Here is a 26,475-nt window from a genome sequence, read left to right as displayed (position 1 = left end):
CACCCCCCCGCCCCCCCGACCCCCCACCCGCGCCCAACGCAGCCATCCCACCACACATTCTTCTATATTTCGTTTTCCCGCTGGGATATCCCACACATGCGCCACGAATCGTCGGGGGTCGCCGCCGTTAGGCTGGAGCGCGTGCGTATCGGCGTGATCGGAGCGGGAGCCATCGGCGGAACGATCGCGGCACTCCTCGACCGCGTCGGCCACCTGGTCGAGGTGACGGCCCGCGGCGAGCAGCTCCCCGCCATCCGCGACGGCGGCCTCCGGCTCGACGGAGGCTGGGGAGTTCACACCGCGCGGGTCGCCGCCGCGGAGGCCCTCCAGACCCGCCCGGAGCTGGCCTTCGTCACCACCAAGGCCCAGGATGCGCCCGCCGCGATCCGCGCCAACGCGGCCGCCCTCGACGGCATCACCGTCGTGATCGTGCAGAACGGCCTCGCCGGCCTCCGCGAGGCGGAGCAGCTGCTGCCCGGATCCGACTGCGTCGGCGCCCTCGCGCTGTACGCCGCGAGCTACCTCTCCCCCGGCCGCGTCTCGGTCACGACGACCGCGAACACGTACCTCGGCGAGGGAGACGGCCCGCCGCCCACCGCCGCCGTCGAGGCCGCCCGCATCCTCGACGCGGCGATGCCCGCCTTCGCGATCGACAACTTCACCGGCGCCCAGTGGACGAAGCTCATGGTCAACCAGATCAACGCCCTCCCGGCCGTCACCGGTCTGAGTGCCCAGCAGGTGCTCGGCGACCGGCGGCTGCGGCCCATCGTGACCGCGAGCCTTCAGGAGGCCACCCGCGTCGGCTACGCGCGCGGGGTGCGCTATGGGAGCATCCAGGGACTCGACGATCGCATCCTCCGCGTGGTCGCGCGGGCTCCGCGCTGGGCCGCCCAGGCCGTCCCCCTGCTCATGAAGCGGAGGATGGGATCGACCCCGAACCCGGGCTCGACGCTGCAGAGCATCCGCCGCGGTCAGCTCACCGAGATCGACTACCTGAACGGCGCCGTCGTCGACGAGGCCCGCACCGCGGGAGTCGAGGCGCCGGTCAACGCGGCGATCACCGCCCTCGTGCACGAGGTGGAGCGGACGGGCGTCTTCCTCACGCCCGATCAGGTCGCCGGGCGGATGGGTCCCCTGCTGGCCTGAACACCGCCTCAGAGCGCGCGGTCGACCCGCAGCGGCAGCTCGGGCTCGGAGTCGTCCACCAGGTGATCGGCATGCGCCAGCGGACGGGCATCATCGAGGTACACCGTCTCCTGCAGCGCGTTCACCAGCAGGATGGAGGCGTTCCAGGCGTCACGCAACGTCGGACGCAGGGCGAACTCCCCGTCGACGACGAGGACCGCATCCTGCCCGGCGGTCAGCCAGCGGGCCTCCACCGGCTGATCCCGCTCCTCGTCGAAGGCCGCGGTCTGGAACCCGGCACTGCCGCCGAGGCGGAACGGATCGAGCAGCACGCGCCGCAGCGTCACGTAGTCGTAGGAGTCGCGGTAGTAGCTCTCCTCCGTCTCGGGACCGAGGCGCGTGCGGTACGCCCGCGAGTTGTGGAAGTCCGCCAGCCGCGCCCGGAACGTGTCGGCACCGGACTCCCGGAAGACCGCCGCGAGGTCGTCGGCGAACGGGCCGCCCACGGTTCCCCCGTCGACCACGACGATCACCCGCCCGACCGGCGAGACGGCACGGATGTCACCGACCAGCGAGCGCAGGAACAGCACCCGCGGCGTCGGTGGAAGCATCATGCGACGAGCATAGGCTGTCGCACCGGTTAGCCTCGATGCATGCACGACTTCGCCGGGACGGTGGTGGATTGGTACCACGCCAACCGGCGCGACCTCCCATGGCGACGCGACGGCTTCACCGCCTGGGGCACGCTCGTCAGCGAGTTCATGCTGCAGCAGACGCCGGTCTCCCGCGTCATCCCGCGCCTCGAGGAGTGGCTGACCCGCTGGCCGACCCCGGCAGCCCTCGCCGCTGTGCCGCCCGGCGAGGCGGTGCGCGCCTGGCAGTCGCTCGGCTATCCGCGCCGCGCCCTCTGGCTGCACGCGGCCGCCGTCGCGATCACCGAGCAGCACGACGGAGTGGTGCCGGAGGACGTGGATGCGCTGCTCGCGCTCCCCGGCATCGGCGACTACACCGCACGCGCCGTCGCCGTCTTCGCCTACGGCAACCGGCACCCGGTGGTCGACACGAACATCCGCCGCGTCATCGCCCGAGCGATCGACGGGCAGGCGGAACCCGGCCCCCCCGGCAAGCGCGACCTCGCCGCGATGGAGGCGCTGCTCCCGGAGGATCGGTCGGCCGCCGCGGCGTTCAACGCCGGGATGATGGAGCTCGGCGCGATCGTCTGCGTCACCCGATCGCCGCGCTGCGACGAGTGCCCGGTCGCGTCGCGCTGTGCGTGGCGCCAGGCCGGCTACCCCGCGTACGACGGCCCGAAGAAGGCCGTGCAGAAGCGCTACGAGGGCAGCGACCGGCAGGTGCGCGGACGCATCCTCGCCGAGCTCCGGGCGTCGCATATCCCGGTGACCGCGGCCGAGCTCGAGACCGTCTGGCCCGATACCGCCCAGCGCGACCGCGCGCTGGCCGGGCTGCTCGCCGATGGACTCGCCGTCGCGGCCGAGGGCGGGTACACCCTGCCGTAAGCCTGTCGGGGGTCAGCTCCCGGAGAAGACGAGCGGGTCCCAGTCCTGGATGCGCACCCTGTGCACCAGGCCCTCGGTGACGAACGGGTCGCCCTCCAGGAAGCGCTCCGCCGCCTCCCGGCTGCGGAAGATCGCCATGGAGCCCTGCGTGGCCGGGTCGCCAAAGGTGCCGATCATCAGCACCTCGCCTTCGGTCGCGAACTGATCGAGGTAGGCGCGATGGCGGGGGTACGTCTCGACGAGACGCTGAAAGTGCTCCGGAGACGCGTCCGGGTCGGCATCGTAGAACGTGACGGCGAACATGCCGTCAGCCTAGAGCCGACCCGGTGCGGTCGTCAGTGCTTGTCGTCCGCCTCGTCGGCGCCCTCGGTCTCGTCGAAGTCCTCGTCGTCGTCGAAGTCCTCGTCGTCGTCCTCGAACTCGCGTGGCTTGACGTACGGGTCCTCGTCGCCGGCGTAGCTCGCGCCTGCTGCGAGCCCCGCGACCTCCTCATCCCGCTGGCGCGCCTCGCGGAGCAGGTTCTCGATCTGCGCGGCGTTCTCGGGGATCGCGTCGAGCTGGAACTCCAGCGTCGGCGTGAGCCGGGCGGTGATGTTCTTGCCGACCTCGCTGCGCAGCATCCCGGTGGCGGCCTTGAGAGCGGCGGCGCTGTCGTCGCGCTCCTGCTCGGTGCCGTACACCGTGTAGAACACTGTGGCGTGCTGCAGGTCGCCGGTCACCTGGACGTCCGTGATCGTGACGAAGCCGAGGCGCGGGTCGCGGAGACCGCGATCGAGCCGCTTCGCGATGATCTCCTTGATCCTGTCCGCGAGCTTCCTCGCGCGTGCCGGATCAGCCATGGTTGTGCTCCTTTCAGACAAGATGGCCGGTGGCGAAGCCACCGGCCATCTCTCGAATCAGACTCGAGGCTTCTCGCGAAGCTCGGTCGTCTCGATCTCGTCGCCGATCTGGATGTCGTTGTACTTCCCGAGACCGATACCGGCCTCGAAGTCCGTACGGACCTCGGTGACGTCGTCCTTGAACCGGCGCAGCGACTCGATGGCAAGGTTGTCCCCCACCACGACGCCGTCGCGGATGACCCGCGCCTTGGCGTTTCGCGTGATCGTCCCGGAGCGGACGATGACACCGGCGATGTTGCCGAACTTCGAGGAGCGGAACACCTCGCGGATCTCGGCGACACCGGACTGGACCTCTTCGAACTCGGGCTTGAGCATGCCCTTCAGCGAGTTCTCGATGTCCTCGATCGCGTTGTAGATGACCGAGTAGAAGCGCACATCCACACCCTCGCGGGCCGCACGCTCGCGCGCCTTCACGTCCGGGCGGACGTTGAAGCCGATCACGATCGCGTTGTCGATGGTCGCCAGGTCGATGTCCGACTCGGTGATCGCGCCGACGCCGCGGTGCAGGATGCGCAGGCTGACCGAGTCGTCGACCTCGATCTTCATGAGCGACTCCTCCAGCGCCTCCACGGCACCGGACACGTCGCCCTTGATGATGAGGTTGAGCGCCTCGACCTTGCCCTCCTCCAGGGCCCGGGTGAAGTCCTCGAGCGAGATGCGCTTGCGGGCCTTCGCCAGCTGCGCGTTGCGCTCCGCGGCCTCACGCTTCTCGGCGATCTGGCGGGCGGTGCGGTCCTCCTCGGTGACGAGGAACACGTCACCGGCGCGCGGGACGCTGGAGAGACCCTGCACCTGGACCGGACGCGACGGGGCTGCCTCGAAGACGGCCTCGCCGTTCTCATCGGCCATGGCACGCACGCGGCCGTAGGCGGTGCCCGCCACGATCGCGTCGCCCACCCGGAGCGTTCCGGACTGGATGAGCACGGTCGCCACGGCGCCGCGGCCCTTGTCGAGCTTCGCCTCGATGGCGACACCGCGGGCGTCCTTGTTCGGGTTGGCGCGGAGGTCCAGACCGGCGTCGGCGGTCAGCAGGACGGCGTCGAGCAGGTCCTGGATGCCGATGTCGTTGCGCGCGGACACATCCACGAACATGACGTCGCCGCCGTACTCCTCCGCCACCAGGCCGAACTCGGTGAGCTGCTGGCGCACCTTGGCCGGGTTGGCCTCCGGCTTGTCGATCTTGTTCACCGCGACCACGATCGGCACGTTCGCCGCCTGGGCGTGGTTCAGCGCCTCGATGGTCTGCGGCATGATGCCGTCGTCCGCCGCGACCACGAGGATCGCGATGTCGGTGACCTGCGCACCACGGGCACGCATGGCGGTGAACGCCTCGTGACCCGGGGTGTCGATGAAGGTGATGGCACGCTCGATGCCCTCGTGCTCCGTCCACACCTGGTACGCACCGATGTGCTGGGTGATGCCGCCGGCCTCGCCCGCGACGACGTTCGCGTTGCGGATGGCGTCGAGCAGGCGCGTCTTACCGTGGTCGACGTGACCCATGACGGTGACGACCGGTGGCCGGATCTCGAGGTCCTCGTCGGACTCGCCGGCGAGCTCGCCGTCGAGGTCGATGTCGAAGCCCTCCAGGAGCTCCTTGTCCTCGTCCTCGGGCGAGACGACCTGGATCTTGTAGCCGAGCTCCTCGCCGAGCACCTCGAAGGTGGCCTCGTCGAGCGACTCGGTCGCGGTCGCCATCTCGCCCAGGTGGAAGAGGACGGTGACCAGCGACGCGGGGTTCGCGTCGATCTTGTCGGCGAAGTCCGAGATGGACGAGCCGCGACGCAGTCGGATGACGGTGTCGCCGTTGCCGCGGGGAACGGTCACGCCGCCCAGCGACGGGGCCTCCCGCATCTCGAATTCCTGACGCTTCGCGCGCTTCGACTTGCGGGCCTTGCTCTTGCCGCCACCGCGGCCGAACGCACCGGCCGTGCCGCCGCCCGGTCCACGACCACGACCGCCGCCACCACCGGGGCGCGGGCCGCCGAAGCCGCCGCCGGGACGCTGGAAGCCGCCGCCTGCGCCTGCTCCTGCACCGCCACCGGTGCCGGGGCGCTGCTGGAAGCCGGGACGACCGCCGCCGCCCTGACGCGGGCCGGGACGGTTGCCGCCACCCTGACCGGGTGCGCCGATGCGCGGGGCGCCGGGACGCGGCGGGGTCGGACGCGGGATGTTGCCGGGCGAGGGACGCTGTCCCATGCCCTGCGACGACGAGAACGGGTTGTTGCCCGGACGCGGCGTGCGCTGGCCCATGCCCTGGTTCGACGAGTACGGGTTGTTGCCGGGGCGCGGGGCGCTCGGGCGCGGGATGCCACCGCCGCCGGGGCGGGGCGCGGAGCTCGGCTTGACGGCGTCCGGGGTCGCCGGGGCGCCCGCGGCGGGCGCGCTCGAAGCGGCCTTCTCCGCCGCCTTCTCAGCAGCCTTCTCTGCGGCGGCCTTCTCAGCCGCGGCCTGACGCTCGGCGACCGACATCGGCGCCTGAGGCTTGGGCCCGGCATCCGTCTCGGTCGCGGCGGCGGGCGCCTGCGGCGGACGCGGCGCGGCCGGACGCGGCGCCTGCGACGGCGCCTTCGGGGCGGTAGCGGTCGCCTTCTCGGCGGACGGCTTCGCACCCTCGGCCTCCAGCGCGGCACGCAGCTTGCGTGCTACCGGGGGCTCGATGCTCGAGGACGGTCCCTTGACGAACTCGCCCATCTCCTTGAGCTTCGCGAGCGCGACCTTGCTGTCGACGCCGAGCTCGCTCGCGACCTCATGTACGCGTGGTTTTGCAGCCACAATTCTCCTGTCTGGGCCCACCCCAGACAGGGGCAGGCGTTAATAGCGGACGGATCTCATTTCGAGACACTCATCGGTTGTCACTCATGTGAAGTCAACTTCTTCAGCCTGTTCTAATGAATTGCGACCGGATGGTCGCGGTGTCGAGCGTCCCCTCCACCCGAAGCGCCCGCCCGAAGGCCCGGCGCTTCAGTGCGAGTTCGAGACACTCCTCGACCGGATGCAGCCACGCACCTCGCCCCGGCCGGGTGGCGGACGGGTCCACCACGAGTTCCGAATCCTGGGCGACGATCCTCAGAAGAGAGGACCGGGGAGCGCGAGAACGGCATCCGACGCACGTTCTGACGGGTTCCATCCTACTCCTCCCGACGGCGCGCGCCGAACGGACAGGAACCCGCGTCGTCAATAACGCTGTGGAATGCAACCGCATTCCAACTGGCAGAACTCAATCGCGGTCGAGGATCGAATCGGGCTGGATGTCGATCTTCGCGCCCGTCAGCTTCGCCGCCAGGCGAGCGTTCTGACCCTCCTTGCCGATCGCGAGCGACAGCTGGTAGTCGGGCACGAGCGCGCGGACGGCCTTGAGCGACTCGTCGATGACGAACGCACTGGTCACCTTCGCGGGCGACAGCGCGCTCGACACGAACGTCGCGAGGTCCGGCGAGTAGTCGACGATGTCTATCTTCTCGTTGTTGAGCTCGGCGGTCACCGCGCGGACGCGCTGACCCAGCTCGCCGATGCACGCGCCCTTGGCGTTCACTCCCGGCTCGGTCGCCCGGACCGCCATCTTCGTGCGGTGCCCGGCCTCGCGGGCGAGCGACACGATCTCGACGACGCCGCTGGCGATCTCCGGGACCTCCAGCGCGAACAGCTTCCGGACGAGCGCCGGGTGCGTGCGCGACACGGTGATCGACGGACCCTTCGGCCCCTTGGTGACGCTCGTGACGTAGACGCGGATGCGCGAACCGTGCGTGTACTCCTCGCCCGGCACCTGCTCCTCCGGCGGGAGGATGGCCTCCACCGTTCCCAGGTCGACGTGGATCATGCGGGGGTTCGGTCCCTGCTGGATGACGCCGGCGACGATGTCGCCCTCGCGTCCGCGGAACTCGCCGAGCACGGCGTCGTCCGCGATGTCGCGCAGCCGCTGGTTGATCACCTGCTTGGCCGCGAAGGCCGCGATGCGGCCGAAGTCGCTCGGGCTGTCCTCGGCCTCGCCGATGACGTTGCCTTCTTCGTCGCGCTCGGGCACGTAAACCGTGACATGCCCCGTCTTGCGGTCGAGGTGCACCCGTGCGGCCGGCGGCTGGTCGCTGTGACCGTGACGGTGATCGGCCTGGTTCGTGTGCTTCAGGTAAGCGGTCAGGATGGCCTGTTCGATGATCTGCACCAGTTCATCGAAGGGGATCTCCTTCTCGCGCTCCATGAGACGCAAGACGCTGAGGTCGATGTCCATGCCGGCCTCCTCTATTCAGATCTCGCCGCCGCGTGACGGCGCGGCGGACTCAGTCCTCTACGGTACCCGAGATTCCCGAACGCGTGAACGCCGGGTAGCGTTCACGCCATGACCTCCCCCAGCCGGGTCGCCTCCCGGGTCGAACGCCATCCGCTCGTGCGCGGTCTCGCCCGCGTCGGCCTCGCCGCCATCGGCATCCTGCACATCCTGATCGGCGTCATCGCGCTGGCCGTCGCGTTCGGATCGGGCGGGGATGCCGACCAGTCCGGTGCCCTGCAGGCGCTCGTCGCCGTGCCCGGCGGCCTCTTCGTGCTGTGGGCCGTGATCGTGGGGCTCATCTTCCTGGCGGCCTGGCAGATCCTGCAGGCGATCACCGCGCACAAGCCGGGCCAGAAGGTGACGGAGGTCGCCAAGTGCGTCGTGTACGCCGCCCTCGCGGGCATCGCGATCTCCATCGCGTCCGGCGGCCGGCAGGATGCGTCCACCTCCGAGAAGTCGATGAGCGCGAAGCTGCTGGCGACGCCCGGCGGAGTCTTCCTCCTCGCCGGCATCGGGATCGCGATCGTGGTCGTCGGCGTCGTCTTCGCCGTGAACGGCCTGACCCACAGGTTCGAGCGCGACCTGCGCCTCCCGCCGAACCGCTGGGCGACCGTCACGACGACGCTGGGCCGCGTCGGCTACGTCTCCAAGGGCGTCGCCCTGGTGATCGTCGGCGGTCTGGTCGTCTTCGGCGCCTTCACGTCCGACCCCGAGAAGGCGGGCGGACTCGACGGCAGCCTGAAGGCGCTCACCGAGGTCCCGTTCGGCGTCGTCCTCCTCATCCTCATCGCCCTCGGCCTGATCGCGTACGGCGTCTTCTGGTGCGTGCGCGCGTACGCGTCCCGCCTCGCGGAGCCGTGATCGGCACAGACCCCTACTCGTCCGCCGCCCCGGCGAACTGCGCGTTGTAGAGCGAGTAGTACGCGCCGCCGCGCGCCAGCAGCTCGGCGTGCGTTCCCTGCTCCACGATGCGCCCAGCCTCCATCACCAGGATGAGGTCGGCGTCGCGGATCGTGGAGAGTCTGTGCGCGATGACGAACGACGTCCGGTCGGCCCGCAGCGCGCTCATCGCCTTCTGCACGAGCAGCTCGGTGCGGGTGTCGACGGACGAGGTCGCCTCGTCGAGGATGAGCACGCTCGGCCGCGCAAGGAAGGCCCGCGCGATCGTGAGCAGCTGCTTCTCCCCTGCAGAGATGTTCGATCCCTCGTCGTCGAGGATGGTGTCGTAGCCGTCGGGCAGCGAGTGGACGAAACGGTCGACGTAGGTCGCGCGCGCCGCATCCAGCACCTCCTCCTCTGTCGCGTCCGGGCGGCCGTAGAGGATGTTGTCGCGGATGGTGCCCTTGAACAGCCAGGTGTCCTGCAGCACCATCCCCATGCGGCTCCGCAGGTCGTGCCTGCTCATCGAGGCGATGTCGACGCCGTCCAGGGTGATGCGTCCGCCGTCCAACTCGTAAAAGCGCATCATCAGGTTCACGAGCGTGGTCTTGCCGGCGCCCGTCGGTCCGACGATCGCCACGGTCTGCCCGGGCTGGGCCACCAGCGACAGGTCCTCGATCAGCGGGGTGTCCTCCACGTAGCGGAACGAGACGTCCTCGAACGTCAGGAGGCCCTTGGTGCCGGCTGGACTCTCCGGCTCGCGCGGGTCGGGAGACTGCTCGTCGGCGTCCAGCAGCTCGAAAACGCGCTCGGCGCTCGCGACGCCCGACTGCAGCAGGTTCGCCATCGACCCGAGCTGGGTGAGCGGCTGCGTGAACTGCCGGGAGTACTGGATGAACGCCGTCACGTCACCGAGCTGCATCGCGCCGCTCGCCACCTGCAGTCCGCCGACCACCGCGATGGCGACGTACATCAGGTTCCCGACGAACATCATCGCCGGCATGATGATGCCCGAGATGAACTGGGCGCCGAAGCTCGCCCGGTACATCTCCTGGTTCTTCTCGCGGAACCGGGCCTCGACCTCGCGGTGGCGGCCGAACACCTTGACCAGCGAGTGACCGGTGAACGCCTCCTCGATCTGGCCGTTCAGCTCGCCGGTGTGCCGCCACTGGGCGACGAAGAGCTTCTGCGAGCGCTTCGCGATGATCGTGGTGATGACCAGGGTCAGCGGGATGGTGATGAGCGCGATCAGCGCGAGGAGCGGCGAGATGACGAACATCAGCACGACCACTCCGACGACCGTCAGCAGCGACGTGAGCAACTGGCTCATCGTCTGCTGCAGCGACTGCGAGATGTTGTCGATGTCGTTCGTGACCCGGCTCAGCAGCTCTCCCCGCTGCATCCCGTCGAAGTACTTCAACGGGAGGCGGTGCAGCTTGTCCTCCACGTCCGAGCGCAGGCGGTAGACCGTGCGCTGCGTGACGCCGTTGAGCACGTACGCCTGCAGGTAGCTGAACACCGACGACAGGATGTACAGCGCGAGCACCCAGAGCAGGGTCTGGCCGACCGCGGTGAAGTCGATGCCCGCGCCGGGCGTGAAGGTCGTGCCGGAGAGCAGGTCAGCGTACTGGTCCTGGCCCTTGGCGCGCAGGCCGGCGATGACCTGCGCCTGCGTCTCGCCCTTCGGGAACTGCAGGGAGAGGGCACCGGCGAAGACCAGGTTGATCGCGTTGCCGAGCAGCTTGGGCCCGAGCACCGCGAACGTCACGGACACCACCGCGAGCAGCGTCACCGCGACCAGCGGCAGCCTCTCCGGGCGGAGGCGGCCGAGCAGGCGCTTCGCGCTCGGGCCGAAGTTCATCGACTTCTGCACGGGCATGCCGAATCCGGCGAACGGTCCTCCCCCGCCGGGTCCGCGCCGGATCGGAGGGCCGGCCGGCCGCTCGGGCGTCGTCGTCTTGTCGCTCATCCCGCTTCTCCCTATGCCGCATCCTGAGCCGCGAGCTGCGACGAGACGATCTCGGCGTAAGTCTCGTTGGTCTCGAGGAGTTCGTCGTGCGTCCCGCGACCGACCACCCGGCCGTCGTCGAGGACGATGATCTGGTCGGCGTCCACGATGGTGGACACCCGCTGGGCGACCACGATCATGGTCGCGTCGGTCACATCCTGTGCGAGCGCCGCACGGAGCCGCGCGTCGGTCGCGGTGTCGAGCGCCGAGAAGGAGTCGTCGAAGACGAAGATCTCCGGCTTCCTGACCAGAGCGCGAGCGATCGCGAGCCGCTGCCGCTGACCGCCGGAGACGTTGGTGCCGCCCTGCGCGATCGGGGCGTCGAGTCCCTCCGGCATCGCCTCGACGAAGTCGCGCGCCTGCGCCACCTCGAGGGCGTGCCAGAGTTCGTCGTCGGTGGCATCCGGATTGCCGTAGCGCAGGTTCGACGCCACCGTGCCCGAGAACAGGTAGGGGCGCTGCGGCACGATCCCGATGCGGGACCACAGCACCTCCGGGTCGAGGTCCGCGACATCCACACCGTCGACCAGCACGATCCCGCTCGTCGCATCGAACAGGCGCGGGATGAGGTTCACCAGCGTCGTCTTGCCCGCGCCGGTGCTGCCGATGATGGCGGTCGTCCGCCCCGCCTCGGCGAGGAAGGTGATGTCGGTGAGCACGGGATGCTCGGCGCCGGGATACGAGAAGCCGACGTCGACGAACTCCACCGTTCCGTGCGCCTCCACCTCGGTGACCGGGCTGTCGGAGGCACGAACGGACGGCTCCGTGCCGAGCACCTCGCCGATGCGGTCGGCGCACACCGAGGCGCGCGGCACGAGCACCGCCATCATCGTCGACATCATGACGCCCATGAGAATCTGCATGAGGTACTGCAGGAACGCCGTCAGCGTGCCCACCTGGAGCGAACCGTCCTGAACGCGGAACGAGCCGAACCAGATCACCGCGACACTCGACACGTTGAGCACGAGCATCACGATCGGGAACATCAGGGCGAACAGCCGGCCCGCCTTGAGCGCCGTCTCGGTCACCTGGTCGTTCGCGAGCCGGAACCGGTCGGTCTCGACGCGTTCGCGCACGAACGCGCGCACCACGCGGAGGCCGGTCAGCTGCTCGCGGAGCACGCGGTTGACGCGGTCGATCCTGTCCTGCATGCGTCGGAACAGCGGCACCATGCGCGCGATGATGATGCTCACCGCGACCAGCAGCGCCGGGACGCTCACGGCGATGAGCCACGACAGGTCGATGTCCTGCTGCATCGCCAGCACGATCCCGCCGACCGCGAGGATGGGCGCCGAGACGAGCAGCGTGCACGTCATCATCACCAGCATCTGCACCTGCTGGACGTCGTTGGTGTTGCGGGTGATCAGCGAGGGCGCACCGAAGGACGACACCTCGCGCTCCGAGAACTCCCCGACCCGGTGGAAGATCGCCTCGCGCAGGTCACGGCCGACGAGCATCGCGACCTTGGCGCCGAAGTAGACGGCGGTGATGGCGCAGGCGACCTGCACCAGCGTCACGCCGAGCATCTCGGCGCCGACGGCCATGATGTATCCGGTGTCGCCCTTGGCGATGCCGTTGTCGGTGATGTCGGCGTTGAGGGTCGGCAGCCATAGCGAGAGCAGCGATTGCGCCAGCTGGAAGACGATCACCCCGATCAGTAGCGGCCAGTGCGGCCGGAGGAACCGGCCGAGCAGTCTCAGGAGCATGATGCCTCCGTGTCGGATGACGGGAAGAGAACGTGGGGCGAGGTCCCGGCGACGCCGACCAGCGTCATCCGGGCGAGGTCGTCGATGCTGAACTCGATGCCCTCGTTGAGCGCGGGGAACGCGGAGGAGAAGCTGATCAGCCGCAGCAGGTGGGCGACCCGCTCCGGCGGCCAGTTGAGCTCACCGGCCTCCGGCTCCAGGATCCGGGCGATGATGCGGGCGAACTCGCCGCGCTCCTGCGGCACAGGCGGGCGCTGTGCGCCGATGACGGGCATGATCCGCATGACGCTCTGGAAGCGCTCGCGCAGCAGGTACAGGATCGCGCGCATCTTGTTCTCCAGCGGGAGCGCTGGGTCGATGCTGCGGAGCGCCTCGCGCAGCGGCTCCGGATCGAGGTACTTCTCGATCGCCGCCTGCACGAGCGTCTCCTTGTCACCGAAGGCGCGGAAGATGGTGCCTTCGGCGATGCCGGCGGCCTCGGCGATCTGGCGTGACGTCATCCCGCGCCCGTGCTCGAGCAGCAGCGGGATGACCGCGTCGATGATCATCGCCTTGCGGTCGTCCACCGCCATCGGCTGCGCGCGCGAGCGCGGCTGGGCTTCTGTCGCTGCGTCGTTCGTCACGCGGCGACTCTACCCGGAGTGAGTGCTCACTCACAAGGTTTTTCTCACGCGATTTCAGCCCGCTGGAGCGAAGATCTCCCCGATCTCGGCGACCTCCTCCGCCGTCGGCTTCCACGCGGTCGCCGCCTCGGCGTTCGCGACGATCTGCTCCGGTTTCGTCGCCCCCGCAATGACGCTCGACAGCCCCGGCTGGGCGAGCAGCCAGGCGAAGGTCGCGGCCAGCATCGTGACGCCGCGCTCATCGCAGAACGCCTGGTAGCGCTCGATCCTGTCCCAAGGCGCCTCGTCGAGCAGGTGACGGCGGATGTGCATGATCCGGCTGTCGGCGGGGCCGCCCTCGCGCGTGAACTTGCCCGTGAACAGGCCGTTGTAGAGGGGGAAGAACGGCAGGAAGCCAAGACCGTAGCGGTTCACGGCCGGGAGCACCTCCCGCTCGACATCACGCGCGAGAAGGCTGTACTCGTTCTGCGCGGAGATGAACTTCGGGTGCCCGATGAGTCGGGCGGTGAACTCGGCCTCGGCGATCTGCCACCCCGACAGGTTGGAGTGGCCGATGTAGCGGATCTTCCCCTCGGTGATCAGATCGTCGAGCGTCGCGAGGGTCTCCTCGATGGGCGTCACGGGGTCGGGGCGGTGCAGCTGGTAGAGGTCGATCCAGTCGGTGCGGAGCCGGCGGAGCGAGCTCTCGACCGCGAGGCGGATGTAGCGGCGGGAGGCGCGCGCATCCCAGTCGGGTCCGTTGAGACCGGCCATGTCCATCCCGAACTTCGTGGCGAGGACGATGCGGTCGCGCTTGCCCTCGAGCGATTTGCCCATCAGCGTCTCGGACAGCCCGCGTTCGGAACCGTAGATATCGGCGGTGTCGAACAGCGTCACGCCGGCATCGATCGCGGCGCCGATCACCGCGTCGGTGCCCTCCTGCGTCTCGGTGACGGTGTCCTTCCGGCCGAAGTTGTTGCAGCCGAGGCCGATGGTGGAGACGACGAGGCCGGAAGGGCCGAGGGTGCGGTATTCGATGTTCGCCATGCGTCGAGTCTAGGCAGGACGCCGGCCGGGCGCGGAGGCGTATGGAGAGCGCGAAACCGTCCACAGATCGGGAGCGCGCCACGTTATCCCCCGATGTCCGATTCCCGCGAGTGGGCGTCGGTGGAGCGCCCTAGAGTCGTCCCATGAGCAGTTCCTTCGCCTATCTCCTCCGCACCACGAGCCCCATCGGGCGGCTCGAACTGACCAGCGACGGTACGGCCGTCACGTCGCTCTCCATCGAACGGGCCGGGCACCTCCCGCTCGAAGACCATCCCGAACGCAGCACGCCCGTGCTCGACGACGCGGCCGCTCAGCTGGAGGAGTACTTCTCCGGGTCGCGGCGCACGTTCGACGTCCCGGTCCGGCTGCAGGGCACTCCGTTCCGCCAGGCGGTGTGGGAGAGGCTGGCGTCGCTCGAATTCGGCACCTTCGTCTCGTATGGCGAGCTCGGCGCGTCGCTCGGTCACGCCGGCTACGGGCGGGCGATCGGCGGCGCGGTCGGGGCGAACCCCGTGCCCATCATCGTGGGCTGCCACCGCGTGCTCTCCTCCAGCGGACGGGTCACCGGCTACAGCGGTGGCGACGGCATCCCCACCAAGATCTGGCTCCTCGAGCACGAGGGGATCCTGCTGGCCGCATGAGCGACACGACGACGACCCCCGCCCGCTCCGCCCTCGTCGTCGGCGAGGACGGCGTCGCCCGCTGCTCCTGGTCGGCGAGCGATCCGGAGTACCGCCGCTACCACGACGAGGAGTGGGGCCGACCGCAGCACGACCCGCGCGCACTCTACGAGAAGCTCTGCTTGGAAGGGTTCCAGGCAGGGCTCTCGTGGATCACCATCCTGCGCCGACGGCCGGCCTTCCGGGAGGCCTTCCTCGGATTCGTCCCCGAGAAGGTCGCCGCCATGGCCGAGGCCGACGTCCAGCGCCTGCTGCAAGACGACCGGATCATCCGTCACCGCGGCAAGATCGAGGCGACCATCTCGAACGCGCGCGCCGTGCTGCAGCTCGACGTGCCGCTCGAAGAGCTCATGTGGAGCTTCGCCCCCGGACCGCGCACGGGCCACCGGCCACGGGAATGGGGCGAGATCCCCGCCGTGACGGCCGAGTCGACCGCGCTCAGCAAGGAGCTCCGGCGCCGGGGATTCCGGTTCGTCGGCCCGACCACGATGTACGCGCTCATGCAGGCGACCGGGATGGTCGACGATCACTTCGAGGGCTGCTTCCGCGCGGTATGAGCGGCGGAGGAGTGATCGACGCGGGCGCGATCGAGGAACTCGAGAGAGGACCGAGAGAGTCGGGCCGACGGCGGATATGGACTCCGACACCGGATTCTCGCTGGTGAGGGCGTACCGCTCGTGCCCGACCGCAGGCGGAATCTTGGTGCCTCACACTCCGGCGAAGGAAACGACGCATGGGGATGACGCGTCGGCCACCACACGTCGGCCCGACTTGTTGAGACGGAACACGCAACCAGTGCGCGCGCGCCTCGGATCAGTTGATCCTCTCTCTTGGTTGTGAGCTTATCTCACTTTTCACTCCTGCACCACTGAAAGTTGGCCGGGAGTGTCGCCATTCGGGCGCTGTCGTAGGTCAGGGAGTGTCGTCACACCCGCAGCGCCGCCATGAGCTTGCCGGGCGCGCCCCGAACCTCTGGGACGACGAGCTCCAGGTCGCGGGAGCCATCTCCCGCGGGCCGCAGCTCGTACCCCTCGGCATCCGCCCAGTCCAGCAGCGACGCGGTCGTCTCGAACCCCGCTCCGGCCTCGATCAGCGCGCGCGTCAGCAGACCCTTCGCCTGCTTGTTGAAGTGGTTCAGCGCGCGGACATGCCCCGACTCGTCGCGAGCGAGTACGCGCACGTAGTGGGCGCCGTCGCGCTCGGGAAGCGGCGCCAGCGCCGCATAGCCCTCGGAGCGGAGATCGAGCAGGAGGTCGTCGCGCTCGGCCAGGGCCGCGGCCCCCGCCTGCGACCACCGCTTCTTCAGCGACGCCGCGCCACGACGCAGAGACAGGCGCGAGTCGAACGACAGCCGGTACGCCGGCACCGGATCGTCCGCGCCGACCAGACCGAGCAACGCCGACTGCACGGCGACCGTCTCCGCGGCGACCTTCCAGTCCGCCGAGGAGAGCGACTCGGCATCGAGGGCGTCATAGAGGACGCCCGTGTATCGCTCTAGCGCACGCATGGTGGGAGCCGACGGGATGCCGCGGTTCCGCTCCACTTCGCCGGCCTGCTTCGGACCCAGCTTGAGCGCGCGGATCGCCGCATCGTGGTCCGCGGCGAGCTCGACCACCGCATCCACCACCTCACGGCGGACAGGGTTCAGTGAGGGGAAGCGCAACCGCTCCACGGCGAGCGGAGACCCCGCTCCCCCGTCCCTCTTCGTCTCGGAGGGCGGGAGCAGGATGAGCACGCTAGCCCTCCACGAAGTTCAGTGCCGTATTGACGTTCTCGCCCAGCGGCGCCGCAGTGTCCAAGGTCACCCGAGGCAGCGTGCCGCACGCGCCGCGCCACTCGTCGTACTCGTCGGTGCTCTGCTCGACGGCGTAGGCCGCGACGAGGCCGCTGCGCTTGCTGAGCCGCTCCTCGTGGAGCTCCGGGTCGGAGCACACGGTCTCGACCACCCGGAGCTTCACGTCGCACCGCTCCGCCAGATCGCGCCACTGCAGACGCGCCGGCTCGACGGCGTTCACGGCGTCGACGACGACCGAATGGCCCGAGAGCAGCACCTGCTCCGCCATGGTCTCCGCCACCAGATAGGCCGCGAGCCCGGTCGGCTGGTCGGAATCGATCCCCGCGCGGATGATCGCCGCTTCGATCGGGTCCACCGAGATCACCGTGGCACCCATGCGCCCGGCCAGGATCTCCGCGATGGTGGACTTCCCGGAACCAGGAAGCCCCGCCATCGCCACCAGCATCGGGACGCGGACGTCTCCGAACTGGCGCTCCAGCGGGGCTCCCTGCTGCCCGGACATGTCAGACCAGCTCGGCCTGACGGGCCACGATGGTGACTGTGTTGTTCTCGACGGAGAGGAAGCCGTCATCGGCGTTGGCCGTGATGGACTCGCCCCCGTTCAGGGTCACGCGCACCTCGCCCTGCGCGAGGATGGCCAGCAGCGGCTCGTGGCCGGGCAGGATACCGATCTGCCCTTCCACGGTGCGTGCGACGACCATGCTCGCCTCGCCCGACCACACTTCGTGGTCGGCGGCGACGACGCTGACGTTGAGGACAGCCATTGTTAGCCGTTCTCCTTCTGGATCTGCGCCCACTTCTCCTCGACGTCGGAGATCGGTCCGACGTTGAAGAAGGCCTGCTCGGCCACGTGGTCGAACTCACCCTTGGCGATCGCGTCAAACGACTCGATGGTGTCCTTCAGCGGGACGGTCGAGCCCTCCACACCGGTGAACTTCTTCGCCATGTAGGTGTTCTGCGAGAGGAACTGCTGGATCCGGCGCGCACGCGACACCGTGATCTTGTCCTCCTCCGACAGCTCGTCGACACCGAGGATCGCGATGATCTCCTGCAGCTCCTTGTTCTTCTGCAGGATCTGCTTGACCGTCGTGGCCACGCGGTAGTGGTCCTCACCCAGGTAACGGGGGTCGAGGATGCGCGAGGTCGAGGTCAGCGGGTCCACCGCCGGGTACAGACCCTTCGACGCGATCTCACGGGAGAGCTCGGTCGTGGCGTCGAGGTGGGCGAACGTGGTCGCCGGCGCCGGGTCGGTGTAGTCGTCGGCCGGCACGTAGATCGCCTGCAGCGAGGTGATCGAGTGACCGCGGGTCGAGGTGATGCGCTCCTGGAGCTGGCCCATCTCGTCGGCGAGGTTCGGCTGGTAACCCACGGCGGAGGGCATGCGGCCCAGCAGCGTGGACACCTCGGAACCGGCCTGCGTGAACCGGAAGATGTTGTCGATGAAGAGCAGCACGTCCTGGTTCTGCACGTCGCGGAAGTACTCCGCCATCGTCAGAGCAGACAGCGCGACGCGCAGACGCGTCCCCGGCGGCTCGTCCATCTGGCCGAAGACGAGCGCGGTCTTGTCGAAGACGCCCGCCTCCTCCATCTCGTGGATGAGGTCGTTGCCCTCACGGGTGCGCTCACCGACACCGGCGAACACCGACACACCACCGTGATCCTGCGCCACACGCTGGATCATCTCCTGGATGAGGACGGTCTTGCCGACACCGGCGCCGCCGAACAGGCCGATCTTTCCACCCTGGACGTACGGGGTGAGCAGGTCGATGACCTTGATGCCGGTCTCGAACAGCTGGGTCTTGGACTCGAGCTGGTCGAACGCGGGCGGGTTGCGGTGGATGGGCCAGCGCTCGGTGATCTCGATGGTCTCGCCCGGCTCCGCGTTGAGCACGTCGCCGGTGACGTTGAACACCTTGCCCTTGGTCACATCGCCCACGGGAACGCTGATCGGGGCGCCGGTGTCGCGCACTTCGCCGCCGCGGACCAGGCCGTCGGTCGGCTTCAGCGCGATCGCGCGCACCAGGTCGTCGCCGAGGTGCTGAGCGACCTCGAGCGTGATCTCGGTCGACTCCTCGCCGATCGTGATCGTGGTCTTCAGGGCGTTGTAGATGCCCGGGATCGCATCGTGCGGGAACTCGATGTCGACGACCGGACCGGTCACGCGGGCAATTCGTCCCACACCGGCCGGCTGCGCGGTCGAAGCCTGGGCTTCGGCGGTAGCGGTAGTCATGATTGTTATCTCTCTCGTTGGACGATCAGTGGGACGAGCTCAGCGCATCCGCGCCGCCGACGATCTCGGAGATCTGCTGGGTGATCTCCGCCTGACGGGCGTTGTTGGCCAGACGCGTGTAGTCGGTGATGAGCTTGTCAGCGTTGTCGCTTGCAGCCTTCATGGCCTTCTGCGTCGCGGCGTGCTTGGAGGCGGCCGACTGCAGCATCGCGTTGAAGATGCGGCTCTCGATGTAGACGGGGAGCAGCGAGTCGAGCACCGTCCCCACATCCGGCTCGAACTCGTAGAGCGGCAGGACCTGCGTGCGGTCCGGCTCCTCCACGCCTTCGACGACCTCCAGCGGCAGCAGGCGGACGACCTGCGGCTCCTGGGTCAGCATGCTGATGAAGCGGTTGTAGATGATGTGGATCTCGTCCACACCGCCGTCGGACGCATCGCGCAGGAACGACTCCAGGATCGCGTCGGCGATCTCCTTGGCCTGCTCGAACTCCGGGGCATCCGTGTTGCCGGTCCACACCCGCTCGAAAGCACGGCGGCGGAAGCTGAAGTAGCCCTGCGCCTTGCGGCCGACGAGGAAGTACACGACCTCCTTGCCCTGGCTGCGCAGCAGCTCCGCGAGCTTCTCGGACTCCTTGAGCACGTTCGAGTTGAACGCGCCCGCGAGACCGCGGTCGGAGGAGAAGATGACGATCGCGGCGCGCTCGATCTTCTCCGGCTCGGTGGTCAGGACGTGGTCGACGTTCGAGTACGTCGCCACCGCCGACACCGCGCGCGTGATGGCGCGGGCGTACGGCGAGCTGGCGGCGACCCGCGCCTGCGCCTTCTGGATGCGGGAGGCGGAGATCAGCTCCATCGCACGGGTGATCTTCTTGGTCGTCTGGGCAGATCTGATCTTCTGCCGGTAGACCCGAAGCTGTGCTCCCATGTCTCTCCTTGTACCTAGTCTCTCAGGGCCTCAGCGCTCAGCGCCGGGCCTTGACGATGCGCTCCTGGTCGACCTCTTCTTCGTCGATGGCCTGGAACTCCTCGCGTCCGACCGAGGCGAGCGGCTTGCCCTCACCGGTCTGGAACTCGAGCTTGAACTTGTCCACCTCGGAATCGAGCTTCGCGACCGTGTCGTCGTCGAGCACGTTGGTCTCGCGCAGCGTGTCGAGGATGTCGGTGTTCCGGCGCAGGTGGTCGAGCAGCTCGGCCTCGAAGCGCAGGACGTCTTCGACGGCGACCTCGTCCAGCTTGCCGTTGGTGCCGGACCAGATCGAGACGACCTGCTCCTCCACCGGGAACGGCGAGTACTGCGGCTGCTTGAGCAGCTCGGTGAGGCGGGCGCCACGCGCCAGCTGACGACGGCTCGCCGCGTCGAGGTCGGACGCGAACATCGCGAACGCCTCGAGCGAGCGGTACTGGGCCAGCTCGAGCTTGAGCGTGCCGGAGACCTTCTTGATGGACTTCACCTGCGCATCGCCACCGACTCGGGAGACCGAGATTCCGACGTCGACCGCCGGACGCTGGTTGGCGTTGAAGAGGTCGGACTGCAGGAAGATCTGGCCGTCGGTGATCGAGATCACGTTGGTCGGGATGTACGCGGAGACGTCGTTCGCCTTCGTCTCGATGATCGGCAGACCGGTCATCGAGCCGGCGCCCAGCTCGTCGGAGAGCTTGGCGCAACGCTCCAGCAGACGGGAGTGCAGGTAGAAGACGTCACCCGGGTAGGCCTCGCGTCCCGGCGGACGACGGAGCAGCAGCGACACGGCGCGGTACGCCTCGGCCTGCTTGGACAGGTCGTCGAAGACGATTAGGACGTGCTTGCCGCCGTACATCCAGTGCTGGCCGATGGCCGAGCCGGTGTAAGGGGCGAGGTACTTGAAGCCGGCCGGGTCGGAGGCGGGGGCCGCGACGATGGTGGTGTACTCCATCGCGCCGGCGTCCTCGAGCGCGCCCTTCACCGAAGCGATGGTCGAGCCCTTCTGGCCGATGGCGACGTAGATGCAGCGGACCTGCTTGTTGACGTCGCCCGACTCCCAGTTGGCCTTCTGGTTGATGATCGTGTCGATCGCGATGGCCGTCTTGCCGGTCTGGCGGTCGCCGATGATCAGCTGGCGCTGTCCGCGGCCGACGGGGATCATCGCGTCGATGGCCTTGATGCCGGTCTGCAGCGGCTCGTGGACCGACTTGCGCTGCATGACGCCGGGCGCCTGGAGCTCGAGCTCGCGGCGGCCCTCGCTGGCGATCTCGCCGAGACCGTCGATCGGGTTGCCGAGCGGGTCGACGACGCGGCCGAGGTAGCCGTCGCCGACGGGGACGGAGAGGACCTCGCCGGTGCGGGTCACCTCCATGCCCTCGACGATCTGGTCGAACTCGCCGAGCACGACGACGCCGACCTCGTTCTCGTCGAGGTTCTGGGCGAGGCCCAGCGTGCCGTCCGCGAAGCGGATGAGCTCGTTGGCCATCACGCTCGGGAGGCCCTCGACGTGCGCGATGCCGTCGGAGGCGTCGAGGACGTGGCCGATCTCGGTCGCCTGTGCGGACGCCGGCTCGTACGTGGTGACGAAGTCCTTGAGCGCGTCGCGGATGTCGTCGGGGCTGATCTGTGTGTCTGCCATTGTGATTCCTATCTTGAGGCGGTCAGCCCGCCAGCTGAAGCCGGAGTTCGGCCAGACGCGACGCGATGCTTCCATCGATGACGTCGTCACCGATCTGTACGCGCAATCCGCCGATGATCGAGGGGTCGACGACCTGGTTGATCCTGAGGTCGCCGTAGGAGGCGCTGAGCACCGTGCGCAGGCGCTCGGCCTGGGCCTCGGGGAGCGCTGACGCGGCGTAGACCGTCGCGATGGTCTGCCCGGACTGGGCGGCCACCATGCGCGCAGCCGCGCGCAGCGACTCGCGGACGCTGCGGCCGCGGGGCTGGGCGACGAGCTGGCGCACGATGGCGATGGTCTCCTTCGACGCCTTTCCGCCGAGCAGACGCTCGACGAGCGCGACCTTGGAGTCGGCCGAGGCGAGCTTGCTGCGCAGCGCGAGCTCGAGGCTCGCGTCGGAGGTCACGGCGCCTCCGAAAGTCAGCAGCTCGGCCACGATGTCGACGTCCCGGGGCGCGGAGCCGGCGATCGCGCGGATGCCGAGCTCCTCGATCGCACCCAGCAGGTCGTCGTGCGACGACCAGCGCTGAGCGGCGACCACGGTGAGCAGCTCGACGGCCGGAGCCGACAGCGAGGCGAAGACGCGCTTCACGAGCACCGTCTTGCCCTCCGCCGAGACCGTCGGGTCGCCGAGGACCGCGCGGAGCTGGGCCGAGTCGGCGACGACTCGCCCTGCGCTGAACAGGTCCTCAGCCGTCGCCAGATCGGCCTTGGACCCCAGGTCGGCGAGAGCCGAGACGGAGTTGGCCAATGCTTCTCTGGTGGCGCTTCCCATCAGTTGCCCGATCCTGCCTTCTGGTCGGCCTGAGCCTTCTCGTCGGCCTCGAGGTCCGCCAGGAAGCGGTCCACGATCGCCTGTGCGCGCTTGTCCTCATCGAGGGCCTCGCGAACGACGGTCGACGCGAGGTCGATCGCCAGCGAGCCCACCTCGCTGCGCAGCTGGACGAGCGCCGTCTGGCGCTCCGCCTCGAGCTGCGCCTGCGCCTGGGCGGTCACACGCGCGGCCTCCGTAGCGGCGGCCTCGCGGGCCTCCGCCACGATGTTCTGGCCGTCGGCACGGGCGGTCTCGCGGATCTTGCCCGCCTCCGCACGCGCCTCGGCGAGCTGGGCGGTGTACTCCTCCAGCAGGGCCTCGGCCTTGCGCTGCGCCTCGTCGGCCTTCTCGATGTTGCCCTCGATCGCCTCTGCGCGCTCATCCAGCAGCTTCTTCATGCGCGGAAGCACGAGCTTCCAGAAGAAGAACAGGATGATCAGGAAGCAGAGAAGCGCGCCGATGATGTCCGGCCACTCCGGGATCAGCGGGTTGTGCGACCCCTCTGAGGCTGCGATCACCACACTCTTGAGCATGGTTCCTCCTTACTGAGGGAAAAGAGGATTACTGGAAGATGAAGTAGGTAGCGATACCGATGAACGCGAGCGCCTCGGTGAATGCGATACCGATGTACATCAGGACCTGGAGGCGGCCGGCCAGCTCAGGCTGGCGAGCGACGCCCTCGATGGTCTTGCCGACGACGATGCCCACGCCGATGGCCGGGCCGATGGCCGCGAGGCCGTAACCGACGGTGGCGATGTTGCCGTTGATTGCAGCGATGTCCACGTTGTGTGTTTCCTTCCGTGATGGCGATCCGTGCGGGTGCGCGGATCGTTCTTAGTGTTCCTCGGCGACTGCCAGCTGGATGTAGACAGCGGTGAGCAGTGCGAAGACGTAGGCCTGCAGGACTGCGACCAGGATCTCGAAGACGGTGAATGCGAAGCCGAAGGCGAAGGTGCCGACGCCGAACAGCGACCACCAGCCGCCCGCCGTGAAGAAGAAGAACTCCGTGGCGAGGAAGAACAGGACGAGCAGCAGGTGCCCGACGACCATGTTCATCAGGAGTCGCAGCGTCAGGGTGATCGGACGCAGGATGAAGGTCGAGACGAACTCGATCGGCGTCACGATGATGTAGAGGAACCACGGAACGCCGGGCGGGAAGAGCGCGTTCTTGAAGAAGTTCTTCGGGCTCTTCTTGACGCCCGCGTAGATGAAGGCGATGTACGCGACGATCGCGAGCAGCAGCGGCACGGCGATGACCGAGGTGCCGGCGATGTTGAGGAACGGGATGATGCCGGTGATGTTGAAGAACAGCACCATGAAGAAGATGGTGGTCAGCAGCGGAAGGAACCGGCGGCCGTCCTTCTTGCCGAGCAGGTCTTCCGCGATGTTGACGCGCACGAAGTCGAGACCCATCTCGACGACCGACTGGAAGCGGCCGGGGATGAGGCGCATCCGGCGGGTGCCGATCCAGAAGATGAGGATCAGCGCGATGGTCGCGAGAGCGCGGACCACGAAGATGCGGTTGAACTCGAGGTCACCGATCGTGAACAGGGTCGGGGGGAAGAACTCGTTGATCGAGGGACCCTGGAAGCTTCCATCATCGGAGCTTGCGGCCTGGACCAGCAGGTTCACAGCGTTAGCTAACAGCGCTATCTCCTGTTTCGGGGCGTCGAGCTGAAACAGCTCTCGCGACGACGAACGGTGGGACACCCTGCACTTCTCGCGACCTCAGAGTTTCTCGGGCGCGAACGGGGTGGGGGATCGCTCATAACTCTACAAGAGTTTTCAGCCCATAACGAATTGGATACAGGTCAGCGCTTCTCCCCCGGCAGCGTCACGTCGCTGACGTAGGGGACGCGGGAGCGGAAGACCACGATCATGTCCACCACGAGCGATCCGATCACCCCGGCGATGAGGCTGAGGAAGAGCACGACGGGGTTGATCCAGGGCTGGTCGCGCAGCAGGATCGCCAGCACCAGGAACAGCACGAACTTGACGATCCAGCCGCCTAGAACGATGCCGAAGAACAGGCCCACGAAGAGGTCGGTGCCGATGAAACGGTTGGCGATCAGGATGCTGAGCGCCGTGATCGAGAGGAACACCGCGGCCATGGCGGTGCCGATCAGTGCGCTGGTGACGCCGACCCACCCGGCGAACAGGCCGCCGAGCAGCATCCCGACGACGGCGATCACCGCGGCCAGGATCAGGCCGTACTTCAGCACGTCCCGCAGGACGGGCGTCGAGGTCGGCTGGGCGGGCGGCTGAGCCGGCCGCGGGGCGGTGGCTCCGTCCTGCTGGTCGGTCATCGGGTCTCCTCGGTCAGAGCGGTCGGGGATGTCGGGGATGCGGGCGTCGCCGGCGTGCGCTCGCTCGCCGCATCCAGCTGGTCGAAGCGCGCCGTCTCCGCGGCCTCGCGGCTGCCGGCCGGTGCGAGCTCGGCGACGGCCTCGTTCGCCTTCCTGCGGCTCAGCGGAGCGAGCGTGAACGCGGTGCAGACGACGAGCCCGATCGCGACGAAGACGATCGCCATCCAATACGGGTCGAAGAAGAACAGCAGGCAGCCGATCGACAGCACGGCGGTCCACGCGTAGAAGATGAGCACCGCGTGGAGGTGGGTGTGACCCATGTCGAGCAGGCGGTGGTGCAGGTGCTTGCGGTCGGCGCTGAACGGCGACTTGCCCGCGCGCAGGCGGCGGATGACCGCGAGCCCGAAGTCGAGCAGCGGGATGATGAGCACCGCGAACGGCAGGATGATCGGGATGAACGCCGGGACGAGCGACGATCGGCCGAGCGTCTGCAGGTCCTGCGGGTTGATCGTCCCCGTCACCGAGATCGCCGAGGTCGCCATGAGCAGGCCGATCAACAGCGCGCCCGCATCCCCCATGAACATCTTCGCGGGGTGCCAGTTGAGCGGCAGGAACCCGGCGCAGGCGCCGACCAGGATCGCGGCGATCACCCCGGCGAGGCTGAAGTAGTTCTGCGGGCTGATCTCGCGCTGGAGGAGGTAGGTGTAGACGAGGAACGTGCCGTTCGCGATCAGCGCGACGCCGGCGACCAGCCCGTCCAGGCCGTCGATGAAGTTGATCGCGTTCATCACCAGCACGATGGCGAACAGCGTGATGATGATCGACATGACCGGCGAGCCGACGGTGAGGCCGCCGATCGGCAGCGAGTAGATCTGCACGCCCAGCCAGGCGACGAGGCCGGCGGCCACGAACTGCCCGGCCAGTTTCGTCATCCAGTCGAGATCCCAGATGTCGTCGGCGACGCCGATCACGACGATGAGCAGGGAGGCCCCCAGGATCGCGAGGATCGGCCCCTGGTCGGAGAAGATCAGCGTCAGCACGCCGAACTGGCTCGACAGCAGCCACGAGACGCCGAAGGCGACCAGGATGCCGAGGAACATCGCGACGCCGCCGAGGCGGGGTGTCGGCCGGGTGTGCACGTCGCGCGCCCGGATCTTCGGGTACAGGCGGTACCGCATCGCCAGCTTGTAGACGACGAACGACATCCCGAACGTGATGACGGCCGAGATCAGAGCGAGGGCGAGGAGAAGGGTCACGGGGCGGCGTCCGCGGCGGCCGCCGGCTCGTCCAGGGCGTCGCCGACGACCTCGCGCAGCTGATCGACGGAGATGACGCCGTGACGCAGGATGCGCAGTCCGCCCACGCCTGCGGCCAGCGCGGTCGCGTCCACGATCGTCGACGAGGAGTCCTTGCCCTCGACGCGCTCGTAGTCGGAGCCGGCCTCTCCCCCGTCGAGGTAGACGGAGATGGAGTCGCCCAGCATGGCCTCGGCCTCGGCGGCGGTGCGGGCGGCCGGGCGGCCGGTCAGGTTCGCGGACGACACCGCGAGCGGACCGGTCTCGGACAGCAGCTCGAGGGCGATCGTGTCCTTCGGCATGCGGAGGGCGACCGTGCCCTTCGTCTCGCCGAGATCCCAGACCAGCGACGGCGATGCGGGCAGGACGATCGTGAGGCCGCCGGGCCAGAAGGCCTTCACCAGCGCATCCACCTCGTCCGGCACCCGCTCGGCCAGGGCGGCGAGCGTCGGGATGCCGGGGACCAGCACCGGGGGCGGCGACTGGCGGCCGCGCCCCTTCGCGTCGAGCAATCGCTGTACGGCGGCGGGGCTGAAGGCGTCGGCGGCCACCCCGTACACGGTGTCGGTGGGAATGACGACGAGTTCGCCGCGACCGATCGCGGCCCGTGCGAGGCGCATACCGGTGAGCAGCTCGGAGTCGACGGAGCAGTCGTAGATGGAGGCCATG

At 68.6% G+C, this 26,475-nt stretch carries 28 protein-coding genes; 5 read left to right on the top strand and 23 right to left on the bottom strand.

Annotated features, from left to right (window positions below; all coding sequences use genetic code 11):
• Positions 1-96: 96 nt before the first annotated feature.
• Positions 97-1,146 carry a 2-dehydropantoate 2-reductase gene (locus J2Y42_RS10705; RefSeq protein WP_309857959.1) on the top strand — a complete coding sequence of 350 codons (1,050 nt, stop codon included), beginning with the start codon at positions 97-99 and terminating at the stop codon, positions 1,144-1,146.
• Positions 1,147-1,154: 8 nt separating this feature from the next.
• On the opposite strand, the gene J2Y42_RS10700 is transcribed toward J2Y42_RS10705, so the two are convergent.
• Positions 1,155-1,739 carry a hypothetical protein gene (locus tag J2Y42_RS10700; protein ID WP_309857957.1) on the bottom strand — a complete coding sequence of 195 codons (585 nt, stop codon included), beginning with the start codon at positions 1,737-1,739 and terminating at the stop codon, positions 1,155-1,157.
• A 39-nt stretch (positions 1,740-1,778) separates the two neighbouring features.
• On the opposite strand from J2Y42_RS10700, the gene J2Y42_RS10695 reads away from it, so the two are divergent.
• Positions 1,779-2,642 carry an A/G-specific adenine glycosylase gene (locus tag J2Y42_RS10695; protein ID WP_309857955.1) on the top strand — a complete coding sequence of 288 codons (864 nt, stop codon included), beginning with the start codon at positions 1,779-1,781 and terminating at the stop codon, positions 2,640-2,642.
• Positions 2,643-2,654: 12 nt separating this feature from the next.
• On the opposite strand, the gene J2Y42_RS10690 is transcribed toward J2Y42_RS10695, so the two are convergent.
• From J2Y42_RS10690 to nusA, 5 genes are all read right to left on the bottom strand, one after another.
• Positions 2,655-2,945 (bottom strand): YciI family protein, encoded by a 291-nt coding sequence (locus J2Y42_RS10690; RefSeq protein WP_309857951.1) that lies wholly within the window; start codon positions 2,943-2,945, stop codon positions 2,655-2,657.
• A gap of 32 nt (positions 2,946-2,977) precedes the next feature.
• Complete coding sequence (rbfA, locus tag J2Y42_RS10685) at positions 2,978-3,481, bottom strand: 30S ribosome-binding factor RbfA (RefSeq protein WP_309857949.1); 504 nt, start codon at positions 3,479-3,481, stop codon at positions 2,978-2,980.
• A gap of 57 nt (positions 3,482-3,538) precedes the next feature.
• Positions 3,539-6,313: a translation initiation factor IF-2 gene (gene infB, locus J2Y42_RS10680; RefSeq protein WP_309857947.1), complete on the bottom strand. Its 2,775-nt coding sequence runs from the start codon at positions 6,311-6,313 to the stop codon at positions 3,539-3,541.
• A gap of 103 nt (positions 6,314-6,416) precedes the next feature.
• The gene (locus J2Y42_RS10675; RefSeq protein WP_081626598.1) at positions 6,417-6,668 is read right to left on the bottom strand and encodes a YlxR family protein; all 252 of its coding nucleotides are present in this window, start codon (positions 6,666-6,668) and stop codon (positions 6,417-6,419) included.
• A 90-nt stretch (positions 6,669-6,758) separates the two neighbouring features.
• Positions 6,759-7,766 carry a transcription termination factor NusA gene (nusA, locus tag J2Y42_RS10670; RefSeq protein WP_018190364.1) on the bottom strand — a complete coding sequence of 336 codons (1,008 nt, stop codon included), beginning with the start codon at positions 7,764-7,766 and terminating at the stop codon, positions 6,759-6,761.
• A 108-nt stretch (positions 7,767-7,874) separates the two neighbouring features.
• On the opposite strand from nusA, the gene J2Y42_RS10665 reads away from it, so the two are divergent.
• Entirely contained in the window at positions 7,875-8,666 is a 792-nt protein-coding gene (locus tag J2Y42_RS10665; RefSeq protein ID WP_309857943.1) for a DUF1206 domain-containing protein, read from the top strand.
• 13 nt (positions 8,667-8,679) lie between these two features.
• On the opposite strand, the gene J2Y42_RS10660 is transcribed toward J2Y42_RS10665, so the two are convergent.
• The 4 genes from J2Y42_RS10660 to J2Y42_RS10645 are packed head-to-tail and all read right to left on the bottom strand — an operon-like array spanning position 8,680 to position 14,047.
• On the bottom strand, positions 8,680-10,653 hold the full coding sequence (locus J2Y42_RS10660; protein WP_309857941.1) for an ABC transporter ATP-binding protein: 1,974 nt from the start codon (positions 10,651-10,653) through the stop codon (positions 8,680-8,682).
• An 11-nt stretch (positions 10,654-10,664) separates the two neighbouring features.
• The gene (locus J2Y42_RS10655) at positions 10,665-12,398 is read right to left on the bottom strand and encodes an ABC transporter ATP-binding protein (RefSeq protein WP_309857939.1); all 1,734 of its coding nucleotides are present in this window, start codon (positions 12,396-12,398) and stop codon (positions 10,665-10,667) included.
• The gene (locus tag J2Y42_RS10650; RefSeq protein WP_309857937.1) at positions 12,389-13,021 is read right to left on the bottom strand and encodes a TetR/AcrR family transcriptional regulator; all 633 of its coding nucleotides are present in this window, start codon (positions 13,019-13,021) and stop codon (positions 12,389-12,391) included. Before J2Y42_RS10650 ends, J2Y42_RS10655 begins: the two co-directional genes overlap by 10 nt.
• Before the next feature lie 54 nt (positions 13,022-13,075).
• The gene (locus tag J2Y42_RS10645; protein WP_309857935.1) at positions 13,076-14,047 is read right to left on the bottom strand and encodes an aldo/keto reductase; all 972 of its coding nucleotides are present in this window, start codon (positions 14,045-14,047) and stop codon (positions 13,076-13,078) included.
• 143 nt (positions 14,048-14,190) lie between these two features.
• On the opposite strand from J2Y42_RS10645, the gene J2Y42_RS10640 reads away from it, so the two are divergent.
• Positions 14,191-14,688 carry a methylated-DNA--[protein]-cysteine S-methyltransferase gene (locus J2Y42_RS10640; protein ID WP_309857932.1) on the top strand — a complete coding sequence of 166 codons (498 nt, stop codon included), beginning with the start codon at positions 14,191-14,193 and terminating at the stop codon, positions 14,686-14,688.
• Entirely contained in the window at positions 14,685-15,284 is a 600-nt protein-coding gene (locus J2Y42_RS10635) for a DNA-3-methyladenine glycosylase I (RefSeq protein ID WP_309857928.1), read from the top strand. The genes J2Y42_RS10640 and J2Y42_RS10635 overlap by 4 nt, the downstream gene beginning before the upstream one ends.
• Before the next feature lie 368 nt (positions 15,285-15,652).
• On the opposite strand, the gene J2Y42_RS10630 is transcribed toward J2Y42_RS10635, so the two are convergent.
• From J2Y42_RS10630 to J2Y42_RS10570, 13 genes are all read right to left on the bottom strand, one after another.
• A complete protein-coding gene (locus J2Y42_RS10630; RefSeq protein ID WP_309857925.1) occupies positions 15,653-16,462 on the bottom strand; it encodes a peroxide stress protein YaaA in 810 nt (269 codons plus the stop codon).
• Position 16,463: 1 nt separating this feature from the next.
• Positions 16,464-17,024: an ATP-binding protein gene (locus J2Y42_RS10625; protein WP_309857922.1), complete on the bottom strand. Its 561-nt coding sequence runs from the start codon at positions 17,022-17,024 to the stop codon at positions 16,464-16,466.
• A 1-nt stretch (position 17,025) separates the two neighbouring features.
• Positions 17,026-17,286 (bottom strand): F0F1 ATP synthase subunit epsilon, encoded by a 261-nt coding sequence (locus tag J2Y42_RS10620; protein WP_018190354.1) that lies wholly within the window; start codon positions 17,284-17,286, stop codon positions 17,026-17,028.
• A 2-nt stretch (positions 17,287-17,288) separates the two neighbouring features.
• Positions 17,289-18,752: a F0F1 ATP synthase subunit beta gene (gene atpD / locus J2Y42_RS10615; protein ID WP_309857918.1), complete on the bottom strand. Its 1,464-nt coding sequence runs from the start codon at positions 18,750-18,752 to the stop codon at positions 17,289-17,291.
• A gap of 25 nt (positions 18,753-18,777) precedes the next feature.
• Positions 18,778-19,677 carry a F0F1 ATP synthase subunit gamma gene (locus J2Y42_RS10610; protein WP_018190352.1) on the bottom strand — a complete coding sequence of 300 codons (900 nt, stop codon included), beginning with the start codon at positions 19,675-19,677 and terminating at the stop codon, positions 18,778-18,780.
• Between the two features lie 37 nt (positions 19,678-19,714).
• A complete protein-coding gene (atpA, locus tag J2Y42_RS10605) occupies positions 19,715-21,352 on the bottom strand; it encodes a F0F1 ATP synthase subunit alpha (protein WP_309857915.1) in 1,638 nt (545 codons plus the stop codon).
• Between the two features lie 22 nt (positions 21,353-21,374).
• A complete protein-coding gene (locus J2Y42_RS10600) occupies positions 21,375-22,166 on the bottom strand; it encodes a F0F1 ATP synthase subunit delta (RefSeq protein ID WP_309857912.1) in 792 nt (263 codons plus the stop codon).
• Positions 22,166-22,738, bottom strand: a complete 573-nt coding sequence (locus tag J2Y42_RS10595) for a F0F1 ATP synthase subunit B (RefSeq protein ID WP_309857909.1) — start codon at positions 22,736-22,738, stop codon at positions 22,166-22,168. Before J2Y42_RS10595 ends, J2Y42_RS10600 begins: the two co-directional genes overlap by 1 nt.
• A gap of 28 nt (positions 22,739-22,766) precedes the next feature.
• Positions 22,767-22,988: an ATP synthase F0 subunit C gene (gene atpE, locus J2Y42_RS10590; protein ID WP_018190348.1), complete on the bottom strand. Its 222-nt coding sequence runs from the start codon at positions 22,986-22,988 to the stop codon at positions 22,767-22,769.
• A gap of 51 nt (positions 22,989-23,039) precedes the next feature.
• Positions 23,040-23,837 carry a F0F1 ATP synthase subunit A gene (gene atpB / locus J2Y42_RS10585; RefSeq protein ID WP_309857899.1) on the bottom strand — a complete coding sequence of 266 codons (798 nt, stop codon included), beginning with the start codon at positions 23,835-23,837 and terminating at the stop codon, positions 23,040-23,042.
• Between the two features lie 179 nt (positions 23,838-24,016).
• Positions 24,017-24,511 carry a hypothetical protein gene (locus tag J2Y42_RS10580; protein WP_309857896.1) on the bottom strand — a complete coding sequence of 165 codons (495 nt, stop codon included), beginning with the start codon at positions 24,509-24,511 and terminating at the stop codon, positions 24,017-24,019.
• A complete protein-coding gene (locus tag J2Y42_RS10575; protein WP_309857892.1) occupies positions 24,508-25,767 on the bottom strand; it encodes an MraY family glycosyltransferase in 1,260 nt (419 codons plus the stop codon). Before J2Y42_RS10575 ends, J2Y42_RS10580 begins: the two co-directional genes overlap by 4 nt.
• Positions 25,764-26,474, bottom strand: coding sequence for an L-threonylcarbamoyladenylate synthase (locus tag J2Y42_RS10570; RefSeq protein WP_018190344.1), 711 nt, complete (start codon positions 26,472-26,474; stop codon positions 25,764-25,766). The genes J2Y42_RS10575 and J2Y42_RS10570 overlap by 4 nt, the downstream gene beginning before the upstream one ends.
• Position 26,475 lies beyond the last annotated feature (1 nt).

It is taken from the genome of Leifsonia sp. 1010 (assembly GCF_031455295.1).
Taxonomy (GTDB): Bacteria; Actinomycetota; Actinomycetes; order Actinomycetales; family Microbacteriaceae; genus Leifsonia.
The sequence above is the reverse complement of the archived record's forward strand: the minus strand, read 5'-3'. Positions and strand labels throughout refer to the sequence as shown.

Bases quoted from the DNA above. Each gene is read 5' to 3' on its own strand.
- J2Y42_RS10690 (WP_309857951.1), bottom strand. From the start codon at position 2,945: ATGTTCGCCGTCACGTTCTACGATGCCGACCCGGACGCGTCTCCGGAG.
- J2Y42_RS10640 (WP_309857932.1), top strand. From the start codon at position 14,191: ATGAGCAGTTCCTTCGCCTATCTCCTCCGCACCACGAGCCCCATCGGG.
- J2Y42_RS10655 (WP_309857939.1), bottom strand. From the start codon at position 12,398: ATGCTCCTGAGACTGCTCGGCCGGTTCCTCCGGCCGCACTGGCCGCTA.
- atpA (WP_309857915.1), bottom strand. From the start codon at position 21,352: ATGGCAGACACACAGATCAGCCCCGACGACATCCGCGACGCGCTCAAG.
- J2Y42_RS10695 (WP_309857955.1), top strand. From the start codon at position 1,779: ATGCACGACTTCGCCGGGACGGTGGTGGATTGGTACCACGCCAACCGG.
- J2Y42_RS10645 (WP_309857935.1), bottom strand. From the start codon at position 14,047: ATGGCGAACATCGAATACCGCACCCTCGGCCCTTCCGGCCTCGTCGTC.
- J2Y42_RS10700 (WP_309857957.1), bottom strand. From the start codon at position 1,739: ATGATGCTTCCACCGACGCCGCGGGTGCTGTTCCTGCGCTCGCTGGTC.
- J2Y42_RS10610 (WP_018190352.1), bottom strand. From the start codon at position 19,677: ATGGGAGCACAGCTTCGGGTCTACCGGCAGAAGATCAGATCTGCCCAG.
- J2Y42_RS10620 (WP_018190354.1), bottom strand. From the start codon at position 17,286: ATGGCTGTCCTCAACGTCAGCGTCGTCGCCGCCGACCACGAAGTGTGG.
- J2Y42_RS10595 (WP_309857909.1), bottom strand. From the start codon at position 22,738: ATGCTCAAGAGTGTGGTGATCGCAGCCTCAGAGGGGTCGCACAACCCG.
- J2Y42_RS10635 (WP_309857928.1), top strand. From the start codon at position 14,685: ATGAGCGACACGACGACGACCCCCGCCCGCTCCGCCCTCGTCGTCGGC.
- J2Y42_RS10600 (WP_309857912.1), bottom strand. From the start codon at position 22,166: ATGGGAAGCGCCACCAGAGAAGCATTGGCCAACTCCGTCTCGGCTCTC.
- J2Y42_RS10580 (WP_309857896.1), bottom strand. From the start codon at position 24,511: ATGACCGACCAGCAGGACGGAGCCACCGCCCCGCGGCCGGCTCAGCCG.
- J2Y42_RS10570 (WP_018190344.1), bottom strand. From the start codon at position 26,474: ATGGCCTCCATCTACGACTGCTCCGTCGACTCCGAGCTGCTCACCGGT.
- J2Y42_RS10705 (WP_309857959.1), top strand. From the start codon at position 97: ATGCGCCACGAATCGTCGGGGGTCGCCGCCGTTAGGCTGGAGCGCGTG.
- J2Y42_RS10675 (WP_081626598.1), bottom strand. From the start codon at position 6,668: ATGGAACCCGTCAGAACGTGCGTCGGATGCCGTTCTCGCGCTCCCCGG.
- rbfA (WP_309857949.1), bottom strand. From the start codon at position 3,481: ATGGCTGATCCGGCACGCGCGAGGAAGCTCGCGGACAGGATCAAGGAG.
- atpD (WP_309857918.1), bottom strand. From the start codon at position 18,752: ATGACTACCGCTACCGCCGAAGCCCAGGCTTCGACCGCGCAGCCGGCC.
- nusA (WP_018190364.1), bottom strand. From the start codon at position 7,766: ATGGACATCGACCTCAGCGTCTTGCGTCTCATGGAGCGCGAGAAGGAG.
- J2Y42_RS10660 (WP_309857941.1), bottom strand. From the start codon at position 10,653: ATGAGCGACAAGACGACGACGCCCGAGCGGCCGGCCGGCCCTCCGATC.
- J2Y42_RS10665 (WP_309857943.1), top strand. From the start codon at position 7,875: ATGACCTCCCCCAGCCGGGTCGCCTCCCGGGTCGAACGCCATCCGCTC.
- J2Y42_RS10625 (WP_309857922.1), bottom strand. From the start codon at position 17,024: ATGTCCGGGCAGCAGGGAGCCCCGCTGGAGCGCCAGTTCGGAGACGTC.